The sequence below is a fragment of the Microcoleus sp. B4-C1 genome (assembly GCF_036705285.1).
Taxonomy (GTDB): domain Bacteria; phylum Cyanobacteriota; class Cyanobacteriia; order Cyanobacteriales; family Microcoleaceae; genus Microcoleus.
In genome coordinates this window covers 34,621-56,053 of record NZ_JAUBUC010000026.1, presented here as the reverse complement: position 1 = coordinate 56,053, position 21,433 = coordinate 34,621, and the positions used below count along the sequence as shown (strand labels likewise).

Genomic DNA, 21,433 nt, shown 5'->3' with positions numbered 1-21,433 from the left:
AACATTCATCGCCTCTTTCCTGTTAAAAACTCTAAGGCGCGATCGCAGCCGCAACACAATACTTGCGATAATAATCTCAATGCCTAATTATACAACCCACTACCACCTCCATGAACACCAACATCAGCCCCATCCTCAAAGTATTCACCCTATCCGCCGCCCTTTCCCTGGCCATCAAATACGCAGGGCCTAGCTTATCCATCCCCTCTACCGACCTCAACGCCCTAATCGCCGTCTTTACCCCCAGTATCATCCTAGCTGCTATCCTCGGCTGGCGATCGCAACAACAGCAGCAGTAGACACGCCATCAAAAAGTGCGATCGATCTACACTAGGTCTAAAGACTATGTTTTTGCCCCAATCTTAATTCCCCGTACAGCTATCAAAACCAAACTTGAGGCACTCACCATGATTCAAATCATACCTGAATTAGTAACATTCGATGAATTCATTGACTGGTATCCTGAAAATTCAGAACACCACTACGAACTGCACAATGGAGAAATTGTTGAGATGCCAAAAGCAACAGGTAAACATTCTAAAGTGGCCGGTTTTACCAGCGGCTGGTTATTTCTCGAAATAGAACGCTTAAACCTACCCTACTTCATCCCCAAAGAATGCGTCATCAAACCCATGCGCGAGGAATCTGGATATGAACCAGATATTATTGTACTTAACGAACAAACCATTGGAAACGAGCCGCGATGGGAGAAATCATCAATTATTACAATGGGTTCATCAGTCCCCCTAATCGTCGAGGTAACTAGCACTAATTGGGGTGATGATTATGCCCTAAAGCTTGAGGCTTATGAGTCAATGGGTATTCAAGAATATTGGATTATAGACTATCTAGGATTGGGCGGCAGACGGTTTATTGGCCACCCCAAGCAACCAACCTTTTCGGTTTACCAACTAATTGACGGGGAATACCAAGTCAAACTGTTCCGAGGAGGCGAGGGTATTGAGTCCCCAACTTTCCCAGAATTGAAGCTGACAGCGCAGCAGGTGTTCGCCAAAGGGAATTGAGGAGGCTGCTTATGCTAATGTCCGAGTAGGGGTATCTGATTAAAGATGCGATCGCGCCCATCTGCTGTATCTTGTATAGAGGCGATTCATCGCTTCTGGGCTGCTGAACAATTACCAAGCAGCAATTCACCATACCCTATTCCTCAATCTAAAATCTAAAATCTAAAATCTAAAATCTAATGAAGCTAGGACAGTGGATGGGCTTATTAGCCCTCATCGCATCTTGTTACATCCTGTGGCAAATCAGGCAGGCCCTACTGCTGCTGTTTGCCGCCGTAGTCTTAGCCACAGCCTTAAACAGACTAGCACGCTACTTGCAAAAATTCGGACTCAAAAGATCGATCGCCGTACTCTTATCAGTTAGCTTCCTAATCCTCGTATTCGTAGGCTTATTCCTGATAATTGTACCGCCCTTTACCCAACAGTTTCAACAACTTACCCAAAGAGCCCCTCAAGGAATAGAAAGATTAAATCAGTGGATCGATCAATTTGAAGGTCGTTTTTCGGGACAATTTGGCCAGCGACTGCCAAATCTTGATGTTAACGACATCATGCAACAACTGCAACCTTTATTCAATCAACTCGTCGGCGGTGCAGGAGCCTTTGTCGGCAACACATTAGGCGTTATCCTCAGCTTTTTGCTCGTCATAGTTTTAACATTGATGACATTAGCAGAACCTCTATCTTACCGCAAAGCATTCATCCAACTATTTCCCTCTTTTTATCGGCGACGAGTCGATGGCATCTTAGATGAATGCGAAATAGCTCTAGGTCGATGGGTCATCGGGGCTCTCATTAGCATGAGTGTGATTGCTTTTTTGAGCTTAATTGGTCTGTCAGTCTTGCAAGTTCCCCTACCGCTAGCTCACGCTGTAGTAGCAGGATTTCTTAACCTAATTCCCAATATAGGCCCCACTCTGAGCGTCATCCCGCCAATGACGATCGCACTTTTAGATTCTCCCTTGCAATCCGGTTTTGTCTTCATCCTTTACTTTTTAATTCAACAGTTTGAAAGTAACGTCCTCACCCCCTACGTCATGGCACAGCAAGTATCACTGCTGCCAGCAGTAACATTAATAGCTCAAGTATTCTTCGCCACCTTCTTTGGATTTTTAGGCTTATTACTAGCCCTCCCCCTCACCGTTGTAGCTCAAGTTTGGATTAGGGAAGCCCTAATTAAAGATATTCTCAACCAATGGAGTGCCAGTCCTAAAACCTTAGCAGCAATCGATTCTGCTATCAATGAAAAACAGGAATCTATAGGAGTCGCCGAAAGCCTCCCAGAAAAATATTTACCAGAACAGAAACCCAACATCCCCGATCATTCTGACAATGAGGCTCCTGAAAATCAATAGTTAAAATTCATAATGACCGAAAGCATCCATGATACCCGCCACGTGATTCATCCGTCCACAAATAAAAAACCTGTATCCGATGAAACTTGCCCCCCGAATTTATCCGTGGGGTCAAGGCTTCAATCTAAAATCTAAAATCTAAAATCTAAAATCGATTGACTTCACTCCTGATTCATTCCCAGTTATAGGACAGAATTATTCACTACCAACTTAGGAAATTTGTGGTACTAACACCCTCAACTAACTATCTTCAAGCCTCGCATTTTTTACCGTATCTCTGCCGGCGCTAAAAATCTGTTGAACCGTCAAATTTAACTGCGGAAATGTGGGCGACAAAACCCGCTCGTTCCCTCTAAAATGACTGACTTGATACTCACCGTCAACCAACTGGTAAACAGAAAAAGTAGGTTGTTTAGGATTGCCAATATAGCGTCGCCCACCAAGTCCCAAATAGTCCGCAATCCAGTATTCAGAAATGCCCAAAGCTTCGTAATCCACCAATTTGTAGCCATAATCATCCCGCCAATTGGTACTGACCACTTCGACAATTAGCCGGACAGAACTACCCATTGTAATGATAGATTCCTTTTTCCATCTCGGTTCGCTGTCCGTCCCTTGCCTATCCAAAACGATCGCATCCGGTTCGTAACCAGATAGCTCGTTATCAGCTTTGACAACGCATTCTTTGGGAACGAAGTAAGGAAGTCCTAGTCGTCGGATTTCAAAGTTGAGTTCAGCGACAAGGAAGCCCGCTACTTCTGAATGTTCTCCGGTTGCTTTAGGCATCTCAACAATAGCTCCATTGTGCAGTTCGTAACGGTTTTCAGAATTTTCAGGATACCAGTCAATAAATTCATCGAAGGTGACTGGTTTTAATATCGCTTGAGTCATGGCGATCGCCCTTTATTTGATTTATGATATTGTTATTGTATCCGTTATAATTTACATCTTGCATCATTATCAAGAACAGGCTTTCCGGCCTGTTCCACGAAGAGTGAATTTTATTGTGGAACAGGCCGGAAAGCCTGTTCATAAAAGGCTTGTTGAGAATGGTGCAACATCTCAGTTATAATATATTGATTTTATCTCAAACAACCAGCTCGATCGACATTCCATCAATCCCAAATCAAAATCACTCCAAAATCAATCAATTCAAAATCTAAAATCTAAAATCTAAAATCTAAAATATATGCGATCGATCGACGAAATCAACGATAAAATCAGCCAGGGCAAAGCCACAGTCTGGACAATCGAAGAACTCAAAACTAGAGTTCAAGAAACCAGCATTACCCAAGCAGCCACAGAAGTCGATGTCATTACCACCGGCATCTTCGAGCCCATGGAATCCTCCGGTGCAATCATCAACCTCGGCCATACCGACCCGCCGATAAAAATCCGCCAGTGCTGGCTAGACGGCGTTTTAGCCTACTCCGGCTTCGGGGCAGTAGACCTGTACCTGGGAGCCACCCAAGTAGCCGAAGACGGCGAAGAATCCCGCGAACGGGGCGGCGGACACGTCATCGAAGACTTAATAGCCGGGAAACCCGTGCAGTTGCGAGCCTTGGGGCAAGTCACAGACTGCTACCCCCGCGCCTCCTTTGAAACCACGATTACCCGCGATACCATCAACCAGTTTTATTTATTCAATCCCCGCAACGCATATCAAAACTTTATTGTTGGGGTCAATGGGGGCGATCGCCCGCTGTTCACCTACCTCGGCCCCCTGCAACCAAACCTCGGCAACGCCGTCTACTCGAACCTTGGAGCCATGTCTCCCCTGCTCAACGACCCCGACCTCGAAACCATCGGCATCGGCACCCGCATCTTCCTAGGAGGCGCCACCGGCTACATCACCTGGGAAGGAACCCAGCACTTCCCGCTGCAAAAACGCCAGCCCAACCGCACCCCCATCGGCCCCGCTGCCACCCTCGCACTAATCGGCGACGCCAAACAGATGAACTCCAAATGGGTGCGGGGCTGCTACTTCAAAAACTACGGCCCATCCCTGATGCTGGGAGTCGGCATCCCGTTTCCAGTCTTAAACGAAACCGTCGTCGCCCACTGTGCAGTATCAGACAAGAAAATAGTAGCGCCGGTGGTAGATTTCTCTATCCCCCGGCGCGTTCGTCCCACATTCGGTTTAGTCAGCTATGCTCAATTAAAGACTGGCCGCATCCTGATAGAGGGCAAACCAGTACGGGCCGCCCCCCTTGCGAGTATGTTTCTCTCCCGGCAAGTAGCATTGGAATTGAAGCAGCAAATTGAAGCGGGTCAATTTACCCTCACGGCCCCAGTTGCTCCCCTACCCACTGACAGAGTATTTCTCCCGCAAGATTTGTGGGGCGCACAAGTCCGGCTCGAATAAAGGATTTTAGATTGGCGATTTAGCGGTTGTAAATTAGTCTTGGACACACTAATCTAAAATCTAAAATCTAAAATCTAAAATTGGTTCATTCCTCGATCGGCTTAGGCTTCTTAATTGGCTTAGGAAGAGGTTCCTTCGGGACAGGCGGTGGTGCAGCAGCAGCGGACTTGATAGTAGGACGCCCTACTGGAGCACCGTCACCGCTGGGTCTAGGAGTAAACGGACGCTTCCCTCCTCCTTTGAAGCCACCGGGCGGCTTGCTGCCAGGGGGGAATTTCCGCTTTTTAATCGGCAGGGCACCAATATTATTAGCCTGCTCAATCATCAGACTGTCAGCTTTCAATTTGACGTGGAAATCCCAAAAAAACCCGATCGCCTTTGTAGCTAAATCTCCCTTGAGTTTCAACTTAAAAAACTTCATCTTGTCGTCATTCTTGCGGGGAGCTTGCTTGATTTTGACGATGACATACTTTTCTTGGTCTTGGGATTGATAAATCACCTCACCTCTAATCGAAAAATAGCCATCTTCAACATCAGGTTCCGAGGGAGGCAAAGATGCGGTCGATGCTTCGCCACTAGCCTCAATCTCCGCTGCTTCCTGATTTTCTTCCTCATCAGAGGACGGTTCGGGAGATTTCTTGAGCGTTTCCGGCTCCCAAACCCCCATAATCTGGGCGTGCAAGTTGCCGTCTTCTTGTCTGGTGCGGGGATAGACCACCCACAGGTGTTCTTGTTCCAGCTCCAGGTGATTTTTGACTAAACTCATAACTCTACCCAGCAAAACTGCGTCGATGGCAGTTCCGTCGGCAGCTATCAGCATACCCCGGGTGAATTGCTCTTCTGATGGCGTGTAGCGGCCCCGCACCAAACCAACAGCTCGGTACTGTCTGGGTTCGCTGGGGGGGGGAATGGGATGTTGGCGCATGACGGATGGTATGTCCTCAGCGGCCTGACTTTCGTTAGCGGCAGGCTCGGCGTTTGCCGGCGGTGCGACTGCTAGGGCTGGAGTATCGCTGACAGGTGTCGAAGACGCTGCAGACGCCGGGGGGGCAGGAGCATTGCTGGGCTGGTCTTGTGGCTTTGTTTTGTCCTTGTCGGGGGCAGAACTGTAGCGTGGTCGTTGCAGCCTATCCTTGGACGCTGGGGCGTCTGTTGGCGTTGCCGGTTGATTTTGGTCAACAGGCGCAGCCAACGCCGAAGGCACCGAACTTTCGTCTGGTGTCTCAGGAATGGAATCTGTATCTTTAGGCGGATTGACGGCCAGTTCGCTCGGCTGAGCCTTGCGAGTTGAAGTAGATTTGGACGATTTGGAAGACCGGTTGGGAGAGGGGTTCATAAAAACTCCTTGCAGCGGAGACACATCCCTTAAGGGAAATTAGGAATAAACTGAAGAAACTGCTTTAAAAACTACTAGCACCTGACAGGCGGGCTTGCGCCCGGAGGTCTGGTTGTGACCCGTCAACGCCAACTTTCAACGCTACGTGTGCCGATCGGTTCGCTGGCTGCTACAATCCTTGCGAGCAAGGACTTGGGCAGTTGCTGACCGCTCGATCCTGCGATCGCGCTGAGTTTGGAGTTGCTGGCTAATAGCATTTAGGATATTCAGCTTGCCTATTTTACTTAATCCAATTACCTAACGGCCTGATCCGCCATATTTTTGGTAATTTTTAGCTTGACCAGACTAAATTGGACAGACACCGCAGTCCTTGGGGCTGCGGGTCCCAGTGTCCAAAATTGTTTAGCTAGCATGGAGTTGTGGGTCTGTTACCATATTAGCTGCAAGTAAAAGGCTGCTTTGTCCGTTGGGACTTTGAAGTTAAGAACTTTTATGGTTGCACCGATCGAGCTAAATGGCAGATGCCCCTGGGCGATGCGTTAATTCTTAGAAAATAGTAGATTTTAAGCTGGGATACTTGAATTATGGAAAAAGCAAATAAGCGTCGTGGGTTGATTACTGTGGTGGTGGTGCTGTCGCTCATCGCTTTTTTGGGATTTTCCCTTGTGCCAATTTTAAACAGTATTCTCCAGGCCAGCCAAGCGCAAAGTCAGTCAACTCCAACACCTACTCAGACGGCCCAGTCTGGGGAGAAGCAATCAGAGTTGCTGCAAGCTCAGGCTAGGGGATACGAATTGGTTTTGCAGCGGGAACCTGACAACGTAACGGCTTTGCGGGGATTGTTGCAGGTGCGACTGGAGTTGATCGGACAAGGAGTGGGGGACATTAAAGATGCGATCGCTCCTTTGGAAAAGTTGGCTTCGCTGAATCCTGAGACTACTGAATACGGAATTTTGCTGGCTCAGGCTAAGGAACGCACGGGCGATCGCGAAGGGGCTGCTCAGGCTTACAGGTCAATTTTAGCGTCTAGGCCTGGGGAAATTAAGGCTTTGCAGGGGTTGGTGAATTTGCTGCTGGTGCAGCAGCGGCCGGAAGCTGCGATCGGACTGTTGCAAGATACGCTGAAGGCTGCTCCGGCTGCAAATCTGGCGAAACCCGAAAGTATTGATGTAACTTCAGTGCAGTTGATTTTGGGACAGGTTTATGCTGTGCAGAAGCGCTACGAGGAGGCGATCGCAATTTACGACGAATCTGCTAAGGCTAATCCCAAAGATTTTCGCCCGACTTTAGGAAAGGCGATCGTGCTGAAGGAACAGGGCAAAACAGATGAGGCAAAAACGCTGTTCGATCGAGCTACTGAGTTAGCTCCTCCTAACTATAAAGACCAAATTAATCAGTTAGCTAGTGGCACTCCTTCGCCTTCTCCTGCGGCTGCTACGACTCCCGAACCGGCTGCTTCTCCTAGTCCTGAAGGCGCGCTACCAAAACCTTAAGGAAAGTTTTAAGTTTTGAGTTTTGAGTTTTGAGTTAAAAAGTTTAAAATTCACTCATGCGGCTACGCAGTGAGAGTCACGAACCAATCTTAAAACTCAAAACTCCTCAGCAATTACCAATTACCAATGAGGCAAGACTTCGGATCGAATTATGACTGCTTTAAGCGAAGGGTTTCCGTTTGGAAAAATGATAATTATGCAAAAAAGAGCGTCCAATCCGACTATTAAAAGCACTCGGCCCATAAGGTGTTGGCAGAGAGTTGAACTGCTGTTGTAAAACTTCGTCCTCTGCTGTGTACTGACATTTTCCTTCTAGTCGATCGAGCATTTCCAGTACCAAGTCATTAATCTCCTCTGGCGTATTATCCACCACTTTAATACCCCATGAGTATAGGAGTTGGCTATTGAGGTTGAAAAAGAAACGAGGCGCTAGTGCTTCTTCAAAAGTGAGATAGCGCTTTTCAACTTCTGACCAAGCTAGTTTGGGGATGAATAAATCATGATTCGACGGAGGACGCCCGGAGACTGGCCAAGTGTTGGTAATAGCGCTGGGAACGCCAAATACCAAGGGAACACAGGCGAGACCTGAAGCGCTTCCCAAAAAGAAACGACAGGAAGTGCACAGAAAAACATCCATCCAATCGCTTTTTGCGTCAGTGTGAGCGTAGTCGATCGCCTGTTTCATCGGTGGTAGCGGTTTCATGGTAGGGTCGCCCATGCGGATGACCCAGCCGCCGCGAGCTACAATCGACTCGATCGCTAATGAGTAAGTATTAATATCAGCACTGCGGTGAGTAGTTATTCCTTCTCGGCGGAAGCCATCTTCTCGAACGTGGAGACACACAAACCAGGCATTTTTAGGCACACCGAGGTCTCGCAAACAGTTCCACCCTCTCTCATAATCTGATGGCGATCGGGTGAGCAAGGGCGGGCGTGCCTGTGTCTCCCACTGTTTTTGAACGATCGGCATGGCATAACCTATATCTACCATCTGTCCGCTGGCAAGTTTTATATGGTACAGAGTGTATTCCAAGCAGCGCATAGTCTTTGCTAATGGTAGCAGCCGCTCGATGACCGAGGGGTCGGTGATAATGTGGAGATATCGTCGCCAGTAGTTGAGCAAACAGGGGTTGATGACTTGTTCCGACGGCGCTAAAAGAATTGTGTGGTATTGAGGTCGCCAGCCCAGAATACCCATCTTGATATAAATATCTATATTGATTGCTAGGTGGCCGATCGCTCCCAACCAGGGCCAGTTTGTGAAATATTCCGGCGTTATGAAGCGGATACCCAAATTGCCGAGGGGATGCTTTTCAAGCTGAGAATTATATACGTCGATCGCACGTTCAGTAGAGCTAATTGATTCGTGTAATTTACCGACATCGTAAAATTTCCAGCTCATTTTCATGTGAGCTTCTGCTAGTTTGAGGTAAGCTTCTGTCCAATTTTGTTTGATGACGATCGCTCTTTGGTAAGTCTCAATTGCTTCTTCTAATTTGCCTTGCTGTATCAGTAAGTTTCCGAGGTTGAAAAGTGCCTCTTGCTCTAAAGAGGGTTTGTTTTGTTTTTGAAGCGCCTCATCTATTTCAGCTTGCTCTATCAGTAAATTGACTAGGTTGATATGTGCTTCTTCTAAGTCAAAATTGAGAGTTATCGCTTTTTTATAGCTTTCAATTGCCTCTATTCGCCTGTTTTGCTGTGTTAAGAGCTTCCCCGACCGGCAGTGAAGTTCAGCACTTTCTGGAGTCTGGTTAAGGGCTTTGCGGGTTTTGGCGATCGCAACTTCAAGCTGCCGCTGTTTTGTCAGGGTTTCTGCTAAATTGCCGTAGTCATCCTTAACTGATGGATTGAGCTTAATAGCCTGACTGTAGCAATTGTCCGCTTCATCCCACCGCTGCTGTTTGATCAAAAATTCCGCAGCTTGACAGTAGAAGGTGGCGGCTTCTTCGCTACGGCCCTGTTTGCAGAGGACTTCGCCTAAATTAATGTAAAATCTATAAAAATCAGGGGAAAGCTCAATGGCACGACGGTAGGAGGCGATCGCTTCATCCCACCGGCAGAGTTTTGCTAAAGCTTCCCCTAAATTGTAATAAGACCAAACCGAATTAGGGTTGAGTTGAATAGCGCGATCGTAGGAAGTAACTGCTTGCTCCCACCGACCAAGTTTTGCCAATGTTTCCCCTAAGTTGTGGTGAGACAAATAAAAGTTGGGGTTTTCCTCGATCGCTTGGCGATAAGAGGCGATCGCCTCCTCTAATTTTCCTTCCTGTTTAAGTTGGTTGGCTGCCTGAAAATAGCTTGCTCTCATCAATTACCGGATTATTAACTTCTGTTTCTGGCAATGAGCCTTTCATCAATCCATCTAGAATACAATGACAGATGCACAGATGAGTAATTTCTGCAAATCCATAGGCCATTGTCGGGACGAAAAAGTTAATGTCTCCTAATTGACGCAGGGGATTATCTGGCTTAAAAGCTGAAAGGGTGATGACATAGCACCCCATTTGAGCGGCTTGACGGGCCCCTGCTAGGATGTTACCTGACTGTCCAGAGCTGCTAATGGCAAATACGATATCTCCCGATTGGGCAAAGGTGGCGATCGGTTTGCTGAAAACTTGTTCGTAGCCGAAGTCGTTGCTGATACAAGTCAGGAGAGCACCGTCATTGAAGGCGATCGCCGGAAAGCCTCCATTTCGCCAGTAGTCGATCGCCTGGTGACTAGCTACGGCTGCACTGCCACCATTGCCAATAAAAATTACTTTTTTCTGCTGTTGGCTTTGTTGAGATACCAAAGCTGCGGCTTGACTAATTGCTTCGGAAAAGGAAAGAGGCTGAGATTTGTTGTCAGTCGCTTCAAAGCTTTCGCTTAAATTTGCAAGTTGGCGAAAGTAATCGGTGGCAAAGGGGTGTTGTGAGGGAAATGTTTGCATTTAATTTTTCGGTTTTGGTTTGTATCCCAATTTCAAAAAAGAATATAACACTGTGGATATCCCCCTAAATCCCCCTTAAAAAGGGGGACTTTTGACTTAACTCTTGTTCCCCCCTTTTTAAGGGGGGCTAGGAGGGGGGATCGACAAGGGTGTTGCATCACTACTTTTGAGAAGTGGTTTTAGTTAATGAGCCATGCCCCAGGTTAAATTTTTAGTGCTGAACTCCTGCCAAGCTGCGGTTAGTTCATCAGAGGCGATCGCCTCGACAACTTGTGGCAGCATCCGAGGAATTTTAGGCACTAACAGCACTTGAGTCAATTCCTCAAATGTAAATAGTTGGAAGGCTTGCCCCTCCGTTAAGGTTAATTCGCTAGTCGGTACTGTCAAGGGAATACCAAAAATATAAGTGGTGCAAGGTCGATCTGGTGCTTCCCATGTCAGCAGGTACTTGGGTTCCGGCGGTACCCAGCAAAGTTCTTCTTCGATTTCTCGCTTCATAGCTTCGCCTGGGGTTTCCCCTTCATCAACAGTACCGCCGAACAGTCCCCAGTGATTGGGGGCTATAATCTCAGGTATGTTGTCTCGCAGTTGCAGTAACAGGCGAGATCCTTGGTAAAGGAATGCTTTTGCAACTTGAAGATTAACTTGAGTAGGGGTGTTTTGAACCATAAGTTTAGGTTTTTCCCAAATACTCAAACCATGCTTTTGTGGCTTCCTGAATGGAATCAGGCGTCCAGACAGGTGCTTCTTGCCACAGGCTGATGTTTGCCAACATCTGAGACACTCCTTCGGGGAAAGGAACTTTTGGCTCCCATCCCAAGAGAGTTTTAGCTTTGGTGATGTCTCCCCAAGTGCAGTCTGGCTCTCCGGGACGTTTTGGGATGTGGACGACGGGGCCGCCTAATAGTTCCACGAGGGTGAGGACACTTTGAGGATTGCCGGAGCCAATGTTGATAATTTCACCCGTTACATCCGATGCTGCGGCGGTGACAAAGGCTTCTACGACATCGCTTACGAAGGTGAAGTCTCTGGTTTGGGTGCCGTCTCCGACAAGGGTGAAGGGTTTTCCTGCTAATTTTTGAGCTAAAAAGACGCCGAAGACGGCACCGTAGGCTCCTGTTGTTCTGGAACGCGGCCCATAGACGTTAAACAGCCGCAGGGAGAGGGCGGGGAGTTTGTACACTTTTGCCCAGTGCATGACCATTTGCTCGCCTAAATACTTAGTCAAGCCATAGGGGTGTTCGGGATCGCAGGGATAGGTTTCAGGTGTGGGATATTGGTCTGGGATGCCGTAGCAGGTGGAGGATGCGGTGTAGACGAAGCGCTGGATTTGAGCGTGGCGGCAAGCGTCTAGCAGGCTAAAAGTGCCTTGAACGTTGGAGTGGTAGTATTGGCTGGGGTTTTCGATCGACGGAACTAAGTCGGCTAGCCCTGCTAGGTGAAATACCCAGTCAATTCCTTCTAGGGTGGAGGGAGTGATGGTGGCTGCGTCTTGCTCGATAAAGGTAAATTTGTGATCGGTTTTGGCTTGCTCTAGGTTGGCGAGGCGCCCTACTATTAGGCTGTCGAGACCGGTGACGGTGTGGCCGAGGGCTAAGAGGCGATCGCATAGGTGGCTGCCGATGAAGCCGGCTGCACCAGTTACTAAGCAGTGTTTTGCAGTAGTCAATCGGTTGCTCCAAAAAATACTTTTATTACTCTATTTTAACAATGAAGAACTTTATAACTTGCTGATGAAGGACATAAATACTTCACGCATGGAAGTAAATTGCATCCCTGTCGCTCTCAAGAACTTAGTAGAGTCCAAATAGCTTTTTTCAGTCCGTCTATCAGCCAAGTTTAATTCTTCTTGAGACTTACCAACAATTGCCACATCAGCTACATTTTTTTTCAATGCTAATACAAACTGTTTGGCTAGTTCTTCTCTAGGGAAAAATACTGGGTTAGCCATATTATATAAGCCTGAAATTCTCTTTTCACAGCTTAAGACTACAGCCTTTGCTACATCTTTTACAAATGTAGGAGAAAAGACTTGCTCAGCAATACAAATTATAGGTTGCTCGCTTTCAATCTGTTTATACCACTCCGAAAAAAGGTGATTTTCATAGGGATCTTCCCCAACAATTTTGCTCAACCGCAATATGAGACTTTCGGGAATACTTTGGTGAATGTATTTTTCTACTTCAGCTTTTTGTCTGCCATATTCATTAACTGGATTTGGTGGATGTGCCTCACTGTAGTAGCCATGCGTTCCTTCATAAACAGCATCGCTGGAAATATATACAGGTTTTATCCCCATAGCTTGCATATCGCCAATCAGTAGACAGGTCTTCTCCACATTAACTTTGTAACTCATTTCGCGCTCTATAAAACAGCGGTCTATCTGGCACATACTTGAAAATATTACGCCAAAGATAGAGTCATCATTACTCAGAAAAGAAGGAGATATTTTGTCACCTATACGATGTTCTAAGAGGTCAAACTTAATCAGTTCAGGAGAATTAGATTTGGTTTGCGTCCCTATAACTTCATATCCCTGAGATTTTATATATCTCAGAGTATGTCTGCCAATAAATCCAGAAGCACCGACGAGCAAAAATTTCATAAATTTGGAGTTTGTAGATAATTTCTAAGCTGTTGGGCGAACAGGCGACTTAACCACCACCTCTGGTGTCCAAATACTGCATCCCTGACACATCTGAATCTTATTCCGCTGCTTATTAGCGTGGAACGATCGCACCTTGGTGAAGTCTTCCCCGTTCCAGATTTCCTTGATAGAATGATTTGAGAAATCACCCATGAGTTCCTTAACATTGTAATCTATATTGCACATCGGTACTTTTCCATCAACTTGGATTACCATTGAAGAAAAAGGGAATATACAGGGCTTATCAGCATACTTTGCTATCGTGTCTTCTGCTTCTCCAACAAGCTGATTTCCCCAAGTATGGGCAGGCTTAGCGTATACGTCATCTTGCTCAGAAATTTTTGAATTCCAGAAAGACGACCATTCCTCAAATTCGTGTTGGTTTGATTCCATCAAAACCATCCGAATTCGGATACTCATGGGTGAATTTCTTTCGTTGCGGATGCGAATTAAGTTGAGAATGTTCTCCAATACGACATCGTAGTTCAATCGGAGGCGTATAGCTTCATAGGTGTTTTTGGTGATTCCGTCAATGGAAATCATAATGTCGTCTAGCCGAGCATCAATCAGTTGATTCACCAGTTTAGGGACAAGCAGTTGTGCATTTGTTGCAAATGTTACCTTTTTAATACCTACATCTTTCAGCATTCTGACTCTCTGCGGCAATTTTTTGTCTAACGTCGGTTCCCCATCCCGATTGAGACAGACAGTATCTACCCACTCGGCATACTCGGCGACTTCATCGACAAATTTGGCGTACAAGCTATCGCTCATCATCACATCTTTGACTTTCTCCCAGTCATTGATGGTACACATAGTACACCGGGCGTTGCAGGCGTTTACTGTTTCGATTTCAAAAAACCTGGGAAATTTTAAAACTGATTCTAGTTTGTCAATGTTGAGCCTTTGAGCAAGTTTTTGATTTTCGGTGCTTTCTGGAAATATTACGTTGACCATTTTTGCCTCTCCTATTGTTTGATTGCTTGTGTAAGTCTTGAATCTCTTGAAAATTTATTGGGTGAGTTAAAGATATTCACTACAACTCCATAACTCCTACAAAAAGCTCGAAACAGCATATCACCTATCCAAATTGACGGACACCTACCCCGATCGCCATTAGATAATGAGCCATTGGATAGAACCCGGTATGGACAACTTCGTCATTCATCGAAAAAATAAAGACATTGTGAAAATACTCCTGCATAGCAGTTTTTAGAGTATCAGCCGATTTTAAGTTAATGTGACCTTCCTGACTCCACTCGGAGGCATAGGGGGCAGCCGTGATATTGGGAGTACCGACGATGAATACTCCATGAGGTTCCAGAACTTTGCAGATATTTTCCCAGTAAAGATGTTCTTTTTCCGGCTCAATGTGTTCTATCAAGTCTAGGGAATAAGCAGCTTCATAATTTCCGCTGGGGGCTTGCTCAGTAATATCGACTACAGAAAACTTGCAATTCAATCCTTCAGCTTGTGCGTGCTTCGTTCCCCATTCGATAAATAAGGGATCGAAATCGACACCATGAACAAATTCTACAGTTTGGAGAAGTAGGCGCATCCCATATCCGTCGCTGCAACCTATTTCTAGAACTCTGGATTTGCCTGCTAATATTTTGGAGCAGAATTTATACCTTGCCAGCAGGAATGTTAAGCGTCTGGGATCGGAGCGCCAGCTATGGCTGGCGTAAGGGCCCATTTGTACTGACCCCATTTCTTGCAAAGTATCGAACTGAATCTGATACTGTGCTTCTTTACTTCGGGTTTGTTCGTTCACTAGGAATCTCCTGTTAATTATTTTTATTGTAGGAATGAACTATAAATTTCTTTCTATTCCAACTGTAAGAGCCTTCATCACTGAAGTTTACAGCAAATTGTTCTAGAACTCTTGCCAGCCTTACTACCAAACTCTGCTATATCTCCTTCAACGTCGGCTCCACAAACATACATTACACCTAAAGCCAGAGCTTTGTGGGTTTCTCTGTGCCACAACATATCTACGTCTTGTATAATTTTTTCAATCATGGTGAATCTCTATTAATAAATAAGGGTTATAAACTTTTAAATGAAAAACTATGTTAATGGCCAACCAAATTTTAGAAAAATTCGTTCTGGTATCATTTCAAAACATTTTTCTATTTGTTCAGTAGTAAAAACTTCGCGCCACTCATCTATGCTCCCTTTTCGTAGATGTTTGGTTCCTGAAAAATTGGGTTTTTCAGGTAAAACAAATCGAGACTTTTCAATTTCGTAAAAATCAAGTATACGATCAAAAAAGTTTTTTGAATCACTAGCTAAATCTTCATGTTGTGTAAAAAGTATTTGCGGATAAAACAAAGGATCTTCATCAGCATCTATCCAGCCATTAAGCCAGTTTATAGAATCCGGCAAATACCATTTCTCTATTTGCCAGTTAATTTGCTCTGTGAGAGATAACGAAAAGTAGTCTTGAGATAATCTTGATTGAGTAGAAATTAAAAATTCCGGTGTACGATAATCATTTGTTTGGTTTAAATAGTGTACAAAAGATAGCAGAGCTTGTCTAGGATCGCGAACGTGAACAACTAACCTATCTACAACCATTCTGAGACACAAGAGATTTTCGGTTACGGCGGGGAGATGATCTGAAATCAAAGTAGATAATGAGTCTTTATATGGTGCTTGAGTCTCAACTTTAAACAAAATACTAGGTCGGCTAGCTGATATCAATTTTTGTGAAGAGGCAGCAGCAGAGCAACTATTGATTAATTTTTCTAAGGCGTTAACAATATATGTAGTTCCCGATTTAGGTAATGAAATAAAACACATCCTCCCTATAATTCCATTAGAGCGATCCTCCACAAATTTAATAGTGTTGGATTGATGATAGTGAATAAATGCCTGATCTTGGTCTCTCACAGACATGAACAAATTAGCCAAATTGTAGTGGAGTTCCGCTGAATTGCGTTCTATTTCCAGCGCCCGTTCATACCAATGAATTGCTTTTTCTAACTGCTGCGTTTCTCTGAGAGCATTTCCCAATGGCAAATAAGAATCAATAAACTTTGGTTGAATTTCAATCGCTAATTCATAACTATCAATGGCTTCCTTAAGATGATTTGATTCAAAAAATATGTTTCCTAAATAAAACGGAAATTCTGGTAAATCTGGGCGGATGCAGATCGCTTTTTTACAGATAGCGTTTGCGTCATCTAATTTCCCCAATTCAATCAATTTATTAAGCAATTTTAAGTAAGCATCAAGTAAGTGAGGTTTGATGGTATCAAAGTTAGTTGTGATAGCCATTGCACCAAGATAACTTAGACTTGCTTCATTGAAGTTATCTTGGTCAATAAATATATTTCCTAATTGTAAATATAATTCTGCAAAATCAGGATAGATAGTTATAGCTTTGCGATATACAGCGATCGCTTCATCTAGTTTTCCCAATTGCTTTAATTCTTGAGCCAGACTAAAATAAATTTTTATGTCATCCAGATTAGAAGCCAAAACTTTCTGATACCCATCAATGACTTTGTTAACTCGCTCATGCTCACGCTGAGCAAAAAGTGCCTTACCGAGATTGTAATGAGCTTCTGCATAATTATGCTGTAGGTTTACCGCTCTTTGGTAGCTTTCAATTGCTTCACATAACTGCCCTTTTTTTTCTAAGGCTACTCCCAAATAGAAATTAGATTCAGCATTTATAGGGTCAATTTTAAGCGCTTCTAAATAGTATTCTATCGCACCATCTAACTTGTTCTGGCTAGCCAGAATATTGCCAATTTTTGTATATTCGTTTACAAAATCAAGCGCAATTACCAATCCACTTTGCTGCTGAAATAAATACTCCTCTTTTTGCAAAAGGCTTACGTTTAAATACTGACCATCGTAGGGTATAGAAAAGGTTTGGTCTGTCATTTTTTGCAAAACTGCATACAATCCAATCTCAGGTTGACCAGCTTGGGTGCACAAAGACTTCATAAGTTTTTCGGTATATGGATTTAAACCGGGCAAGCTGCACGCGGATAGATCGCTAGATTTATAGGCGCTTAAATAGAGACCTATCAACTTATAATTATTCGCTGCTGCTAAATTATAGAAAAAAGAAGGATTGTAGTTGTAAAACCCATGATTTACATAGCCTTGAGCCGGCAATACATGAATCATTATCCCTTCTACTGCACATAAATTATGAATGTTTTTCCATGACTCAAACTGATTAAAACAATGTTCGGTAGTCCCATGATTTGTTACCAAATCAAATTGCTCTGAAAACCCATAAGTTTCTTGAATATTTTTATTAAGGTCGAAAACACGAGCATCATAAAGTCCATCTGCATCTATACATTCATAAACTTCAAATCCCATACTTTGATACAGAGTTTTTGCAGTAATTAAAGTACCTGGGTCAACCTTGAAGGTAAACAATGCATCAAGTAAGTAGGCAATTTCCTCTTGCCCAGAGGCAATATCCTGTGAGCCCAGTTCGATAACTCGCTTGAAGTTGCTCAAGTATCCATGCCGGCGTAAATATTCGTACAGATGCAAGGTTGGACTGCCAATTCCCATGATTTTATACTCCTTTTTTTTGTTAATTTTATGGTAAACATTGAAATTTTACAGTGGTGTTTTACCCTTTCTTGAAAAGAGCAGCATACTTTTTCAAGAAAGATTGTCCTATGCGGCTGCCTATGTAGCTGCCATAAGTAGTAGCTATACTGTAAAATTGTTCCTGAAGTAGCCTATCTTCCCCGCTGTAATTGATTGTACCATCCAGAGCATTCAACATTTCGACAACCACATCATTGATTTCTTCCTCTGTATTGTCCACTACTATTAAACCCCTAGAATCGTAGTATTTCCTGAATTCTGAATAAATTATGGGAGAGCTGAATATTTCCCAAAATGTTAGATAGCGTTTTTCCGACTCAGAGAAGTAAAGCTTGGGAATAAATATATTTTTGGGAAAGCTGGGGGGCAGTCCGAGTGGTATCCAATTAGTCAGAGCGCAAGGAACGCCAAATATAGGAGGAATCCAACTCACGCCCGAACTGGTGCCTATCAAAAACTTACAGGAGGCACAAAGAAAAATATCCATCCCATCACTCTTAAATTCACTATGAGCATAATCAATTAATCGATCGCACTTGGGCAGAGGTTTCATAGTAGGGTCTCCCATACGAATCACCCACCCACCACGCGCTGCGATCGATTTGACTGCTAGTAAGTAGGTATTGATATCTGCATCGCGGGTAGCAGGATGCACTTTGTTCCAATTTTGGTGGAAACCAGGTTCTCGAACATGAAGGGAAACAAACCAAGCATTTTTTGGCATTCCTAATTTTTGCAAGCAATCCCATCCCCGTTCTGCGTCTGAATCTGACAAACTCAGTAATGGTGGCCTATTCTCTTCTTCCCACTGCTTGTAAACCACCGCAGCCACTTGAGTAGAGTTCATTAATGTCTTTTCACTAGGCAAGGTTGTCGCCCAATAAAAATCTGTTAAGTAGTCTGCTGAAGGATGAGAAATAGGCATTTGTGACGCATCGGATATGAATTCGATGTAAGGCTTCCAGTAGTTTAGCAAAGCTTTATTGGGGATTTTATTATATGGAGTCACCAACATCATAGTTTTGTGCTTCGGCCTCCATCCCAGGAGGCCTATCTTTAGATAGATATCTAAGCAAGCGATGTGACCGAGAGCTAATAACCAACTATTCGCATCCAGCAGCCGGATTCCTAGCTCGTCTAATTGATGTACTCGAGCTAATTTTTTTTGAACCTCAATTGCTTGATGCCATGCCTGATTTGCGGCGTCGATATTGCCGCTTATAAACAATTGAGTTCCCATTGCTATGTAGGTATGTATCCAGTCAGGTTGAACAGCGATCGCCTGCTGAAAGCTTTTAATGCCCTCATCCTTCTGTCCCTCCTGCAAAAGAGCTGTTCCGATACCCAAGTACATTTCTGCCAAATTAGGGTTAATTAATAGACCCCTTTCGTAGTAACTTTTTGATTGACTAAAGTGACCTTTTTCTAAAAAGAAATAGGCAATTCGTGAGTGCATTTCTACCGATTTAGGATGAATAGCTATTGCCCGATTGAAGCTTTCCACCGCTTCTTTTATCTTTTCCTGCTTTAACAGTATATTTCCCAGGTTGATATGTGGTTCTTCCCAATCAGGTTTAAGGGCGATCGCCTGATGATAGCTCTCAATTGCTTCATCTAATTTCTCCTCCTGTCTCAGCACATTCCCCAGCTCGTAATGTGCCTCGGCCCAGTGGTAAGATGCGTTTGTCAAGTGATCCTGGCGAATAGCTATTGCCTGCTGGTAACTCTCCATCGCCTCTTTTAATTGACCTTGCTGTGTTCGTACTTTGCCCTGGTGTAGCAGTGCCTCTCCCAACCTGTCGTAAGATTTTCTATCATTTGGGTTCAGATGGATCGATTGCCTGTAGGCGCTCATCACTTTTTCCAAGCACAACAAGACGGTGGATGAATTCAGCAGTGACATAAATTCCGAGGATTGTCGGAACCAAGCAATTACTTCTTCGCGGCTTGCGCCGTTGTAGAGAGCGTTAAGATAGTGATTTTTGCCTTCAGTATCGGAATTTCGTTTAAGATACGTGCGATAAACTTGTTCAATAAAATCTTCGCTGTTAATTTGTGAATTTTTTTGCAAAAACTCTTCGTCATTAAATTGGTTGGGTAAGAGCTCATCCTCCAGCTTTGGGTATGACTGAAAAAAATCTGAGTCTATCTGTAGCGCTAATTCATAAAAAGTTTTACCCAAGCTGTTGTAAAAGCCATAAAAGTTAGGATTTTTATCTATGGCCCGACGGTAGGCTATGATAGCTTCGTCCAGATGACCGAGTTTAGATAATACCTCTGCCAAGTTATAGTGAGACCAAGCCGAGTTGGGATTAAGCTCCCTAGCCCGAGTGTAAGCCGTCGCTGCTTCTTCCCATCTATCCAACTGACCCAAGGCTTCGCCCAAGTTATGATAAGCCCAGTAAAACTCTGGCTTCTGGTCAATAGCTTTGTTATAGGTAGCGATCGCTTCTTCTAATTTTCCTTCCTGTTTGAGTTTGTTTGCCGTGTTAAAATATTTTTTCATGTTTGGTTTCTAGTTAATCAAAAATCTCTCTCTTTACTTAGTTCAACAATCCCTAGAGTTATCACTCAAAATTGCTTAGAGATTATTAGATATCCGGTAAGAGTGAACGATAATCCTATAACCTCCTGTGCTATAGCTCCCCAACTCGCTAAAATCGACTGCATACTTTTGCTGTATTTCCAACCAAGCTCTCCTCTCACCAAATTTGGGAGAGGCTCTGTTACAATTCCAATCGTCAAAAAATATGATAGTGCCTTCTTGTACAAAGCCCCTTGCAAAACAAGTATCTAAGACATCAATAGCAGACTGATACAAATCACTATCAACGTGCATCATACTAAATTTTATATTTCCTGGAAGCTGAGAAATAGTATCCTTGAACCAGCCTTCATAAATCTCTATTCTTGATTCAGGAAGATATCGCTTACATATATCTAATACTTGTTGTTTGCTACTACCTTTACAAGCTCCTGGCCCCCAAATTCCTGTCTTGACATGAGGGGATTCTATATCTGGTTGAGCTGTGGAATCTGGCAAGCCTTGAAAACTATCAAAAAGATAGAGTTTCATTTGAGATAATTTTAGACTTATGCAGGGATTGCTATCAGTTCTCGACAAAGCATATGCCAAAAATTTAGCTGTATTCCCAAACATTGTACCAAATTCAGCTATATCTCCTTCAACATCACTACCCGCCACATACTCTACTCCTAAACCTAAAGCTTTGTATATCTCAATTTTAGACAGGTTATCTAAATTGAACCAGCTTTCCCAGGATTCAGGTTGAATCTGTCGCATTTTTTGATAGGCTTCCACCGATTCCGGGTTCACTTTTAGCATCTGCTGATATGCTGCTATCGCTTCCTGCGGATGATTTTGGTTGGCGTATAAGTTGCCTAACTCGCTCCAAATTTCCTCATTATCAGGTTGCAGCTCTGCTAGATTTTCGTAAACTTTTAATGCCTCGTCGGGATTTAATTCTATAACTTGTTGATAGGCTGCGATCGCTTCTCCGTGCTGTTTGTACTTGGCGTGTGCGTCGCCTAGTTTCGACCACAGTTCCCAGTTTTCTGGCTGGATTTCTAACAGGCTTTTGTAGACTGGTATGGCGTCGGGATTTAATTCTATAACTTGTTGATAGGCTGCGATCGCTTCTCCGTGCTGTTTGTACTTGGCGTGTGCGTCG

The 21,433-nt window shown here is 44.2% G+C and carries 18 protein-coding genes; 5 read left to right on the top strand and 13 right to left on the bottom strand.

All coding sequences use genetic code 11. The annotated features are described in order from the left end of the window. Positions 1 to 110 precede the first annotated feature (110 nt). From QUB26_RS13090 to QUB26_RS13080, 3 genes are all read left to right on the top strand, one after another. A complete protein-coding gene (locus QUB26_RS13090) occupies positions 111 to 299 on the top strand; it encodes a hypothetical protein (RefSeq protein WP_333218384.1) in 189 nt (62 codons plus the stop codon). A gap of 108 nt (positions 300 to 407) precedes the next feature. Continuing rightward, on the top strand, positions 408 to 1,025 hold the full coding sequence (locus QUB26_RS13085) for a Uma2 family endonuclease (protein WP_333241996.1): 618 nt from the start codon (positions 408 to 410) through the stop codon (positions 1,023 to 1,025). A gap of 179 nt (positions 1,026 to 1,204) precedes the next feature. Next, the gene (locus tag QUB26_RS13080; RefSeq protein WP_333245611.1) at positions 1,205 to 2,380 is read left to right on the top strand and encodes an AI-2E family transporter; all 1,176 of its coding nucleotides are present in this window, start codon (positions 1,205 to 1,207) and stop codon (positions 2,378 to 2,380) included. A 240-nt stretch (positions 2,381 to 2,620) separates the two neighbouring features. Here QUB26_RS13080 and QUB26_RS13075 read toward each other — a convergent pair whose 3' ends face one another. Then, the gene (locus QUB26_RS13075) at positions 2,621 to 3,271 is read right to left on the bottom strand and encodes a Uma2 family endonuclease (protein WP_333318344.1); all 651 of its coding nucleotides are present in this window, start codon (positions 3,269 to 3,271) and stop codon (positions 2,621 to 2,623) included. A 298-nt stretch (positions 3,272 to 3,569) separates the two neighbouring features. On the opposite strand from QUB26_RS13075, the gene QUB26_RS13070 reads away from it, so the two are divergent. Further along, positions 3,570 to 4,745 carry a homocysteine biosynthesis protein gene (locus QUB26_RS13070; protein ID WP_333318342.1) on the top strand — a complete coding sequence of 392 codons (1,176 nt, stop codon included), beginning with the start codon at positions 3,570 to 3,572 and terminating at the stop codon, positions 4,743 to 4,745. An 85-nt stretch (positions 4,746 to 4,830) separates the two neighbouring features. Here the strand turns inward: QUB26_RS13070 and QUB26_RS13065 are convergent, their stop codons facing one another. Next, positions 4,831 to 6,081, bottom strand: a complete 1,251-nt coding sequence (locus QUB26_RS13065) for a hypothetical protein (protein ID WP_333318340.1) — start codon at positions 6,079 to 6,081, stop codon at positions 4,831 to 4,833. Positions 6,082 to 6,203: 122 nt separating this feature from the next. Continuing rightward, a complete protein-coding gene (locus QUB26_RS13060) occupies positions 6,204 to 6,338 on the bottom strand; it encodes a hypothetical protein (protein WP_333318338.1) in 135 nt (44 codons plus the stop codon). 327 nt (positions 6,339 to 6,665) lie between these two features. Between QUB26_RS13060 and QUB26_RS13055 the strand changes: the two genes are divergently transcribed. Then, entirely contained in the window at positions 6,666 to 7,574 is a 909-nt protein-coding gene (locus QUB26_RS13055; RefSeq protein ID WP_333318336.1) for a tetratricopeptide repeat protein, read from the top strand. A gap of 160 nt (positions 7,575 to 7,734) precedes the next feature. Here QUB26_RS13055 and QUB26_RS13050 read toward each other — a convergent pair whose 3' ends face one another. The 10 genes from QUB26_RS13050 to QUB26_RS13005 all read right to left on the bottom strand — a co-directional run. Beyond that, complete coding sequence (locus QUB26_RS13050) at positions 7,735 to 9,882, bottom strand: TIGR04372 family glycosyltransferase (protein ID WP_333318334.1); 2,148 nt, start codon at positions 9,880 to 9,882, stop codon at positions 7,735 to 7,737. Beyond that, positions 9,845 to 10,504: an SIS domain-containing protein gene (locus QUB26_RS13045; RefSeq protein WP_333318331.1), complete on the bottom strand. Its 660-nt coding sequence runs from the start codon at positions 10,502 to 10,504 to the stop codon at positions 9,845 to 9,847. The genes QUB26_RS13050 and QUB26_RS13045 overlap by 38 nt, the downstream gene beginning before the upstream one ends. Positions 10,505 to 10,687: 183 nt before the next feature. Beyond that, positions 10,688 to 11,173: an NUDIX domain-containing protein gene (locus QUB26_RS13040; protein WP_333318329.1), complete on the bottom strand. Its 486-nt coding sequence runs from the start codon at positions 11,171 to 11,173 to the stop codon at positions 10,688 to 10,690. A 4-nt stretch (positions 11,174 to 11,177) separates the two neighbouring features. After that, positions 11,178 to 12,173 (bottom strand): SDR family oxidoreductase, encoded by a 996-nt coding sequence (locus QUB26_RS13035; protein WP_333318327.1) that lies wholly within the window; start codon positions 12,171 to 12,173, stop codon positions 11,178 to 11,180. 51 nt (positions 12,174 to 12,224) lie between these two features. Then, positions 12,225 to 13,109 carry a sugar nucleotide-binding protein gene (locus QUB26_RS13030; RefSeq protein ID WP_333318325.1) on the bottom strand — a complete coding sequence of 295 codons (885 nt, stop codon included), beginning with the start codon at positions 13,107 to 13,109 and terminating at the stop codon, positions 12,225 to 12,227. Positions 13,110 to 13,133: 24 nt separating this feature from the next. Next, the gene (locus QUB26_RS13025) at positions 13,134 to 14,108 is read right to left on the bottom strand and encodes a radical SAM protein (RefSeq protein WP_333318323.1); all 975 of its coding nucleotides are present in this window, start codon (positions 14,106 to 14,108) and stop codon (positions 13,134 to 13,136) included. A gap of 124 nt (positions 14,109 to 14,232) precedes the next feature. Then, the gene (locus tag QUB26_RS13020; protein ID WP_333318321.1) at positions 14,233 to 14,925 is read right to left on the bottom strand and encodes a class I SAM-dependent methyltransferase; all 693 of its coding nucleotides are present in this window, start codon (positions 14,923 to 14,925) and stop codon (positions 14,233 to 14,235) included. Positions 14,926 to 15,221: 296 nt separating this feature from the next. Beyond that, positions 15,222 to 17,699, bottom strand: coding sequence for a tetratricopeptide repeat protein (locus QUB26_RS13015; RefSeq protein ID WP_333318319.1), 2,478 nt, complete (start codon positions 17,697 to 17,699; stop codon positions 15,222 to 15,224). Positions 17,700 to 17,760: 61 nt separating this feature from the next. Further along, the gene (locus QUB26_RS13010; protein WP_333318317.1) at positions 17,761 to 20,247 is read right to left on the bottom strand and encodes a TIGR04372 family glycosyltransferase; all 2,487 of its coding nucleotides are present in this window, start codon (positions 20,245 to 20,247) and stop codon (positions 17,761 to 17,763) included. Positions 20,248 to 20,322: 75 nt separating this feature from the next. After that, positions 20,323 to 21,433, bottom strand: a 1,111-nt coding sequence (locus tag QUB26_RS13005) for a tetratricopeptide repeat protein (RefSeq protein ID WP_333318315.1), incomplete at its 5' end; no start/stop codon positions are given.

Bases quoted from the DNA above. Each gene is read 5' to 3' on its own strand.
- QUB26_RS13090 (WP_333218384.1), top strand. From the start codon at position 111: ATGAACACCAACATCAGCCCCATCCTCAAAGTATTCACCCTATCCGCC.
- QUB26_RS13050 (WP_333318334.1), bottom strand. From the start codon at position 9,882: ATGAGAGCAAGCTATTTTCAGGCAGCCAACCAACTTAAACAGGAAGGA.
- QUB26_RS13075 (WP_333318344.1), bottom strand. From the start codon at position 3,271: ATGACTCAAGCGATATTAAAACCAGTCACCTTCGATGAATTTATTGAC.
- QUB26_RS13045 (WP_333318331.1), bottom strand. From the start codon at position 10,504: ATGCAAACATTTCCCTCACAACACCCCTTTGCCACCGATTACTTTCGC.
- QUB26_RS13060 (WP_333318338.1), bottom strand. From the start codon at position 6,338: ATGCTATTAGCCAGCAACTCCAAACTCAGCGCGATCGCAGGATCGAGC.
- QUB26_RS13025 (WP_333318323.1), bottom strand. From the start codon at position 14,108: ATGGTCAACGTAATATTTCCAGAAAGCACCGAAAATCAAAAACTTGCT.
- QUB26_RS13015 (WP_333318319.1), bottom strand. From the start codon at position 17,699: ATGGGAATTGGCAGTCCAACCTTGCATCTGTACGAATATTTACGCCGG.
- QUB26_RS13030 (WP_333318325.1), bottom strand. From the start codon at position 13,109: ATGAAATTTTTGCTCGTCGGTGCTTCTGGATTTATTGGCAGACATACT.
- QUB26_RS13085 (WP_333241996.1), top strand. From the start codon at position 408: ATGATTCAAATCATACCTGAATTAGTAACATTCGATGAATTCATTGAC.
- QUB26_RS13065 (WP_333318340.1), bottom strand. From the start codon at position 6,081: ATGAACCCCTCTCCCAACCGGTCTTCCAAATCGTCCAAATCTACTTCA.
- QUB26_RS13040 (WP_333318329.1), bottom strand. From the start codon at position 11,173: ATGGTTCAAAACACCCCTACTCAAGTTAATCTTCAAGTTGCAAAAGCA.
- QUB26_RS13080 (WP_333245611.1), top strand. From the start codon at position 1,205: ATGAAGCTAGGACAGTGGATGGGCTTATTAGCCCTCATCGCATCTTGT.
- QUB26_RS13010 (WP_333318317.1), bottom strand. From the start codon at position 20,247: ATGAAAAAATATTTTAACACGGCAAACAAACTCAAACAGGAAGGAAAA.
- QUB26_RS13070 (WP_333318342.1), top strand. From the start codon at position 3,570: ATGCGATCGATCGACGAAATCAACGATAAAATCAGCCAGGGCAAAGCC.
- QUB26_RS13055 (WP_333318336.1), top strand. From the start codon at position 6,666: ATGGAAAAAGCAAATAAGCGTCGTGGGTTGATTACTGTGGTGGTGGTG.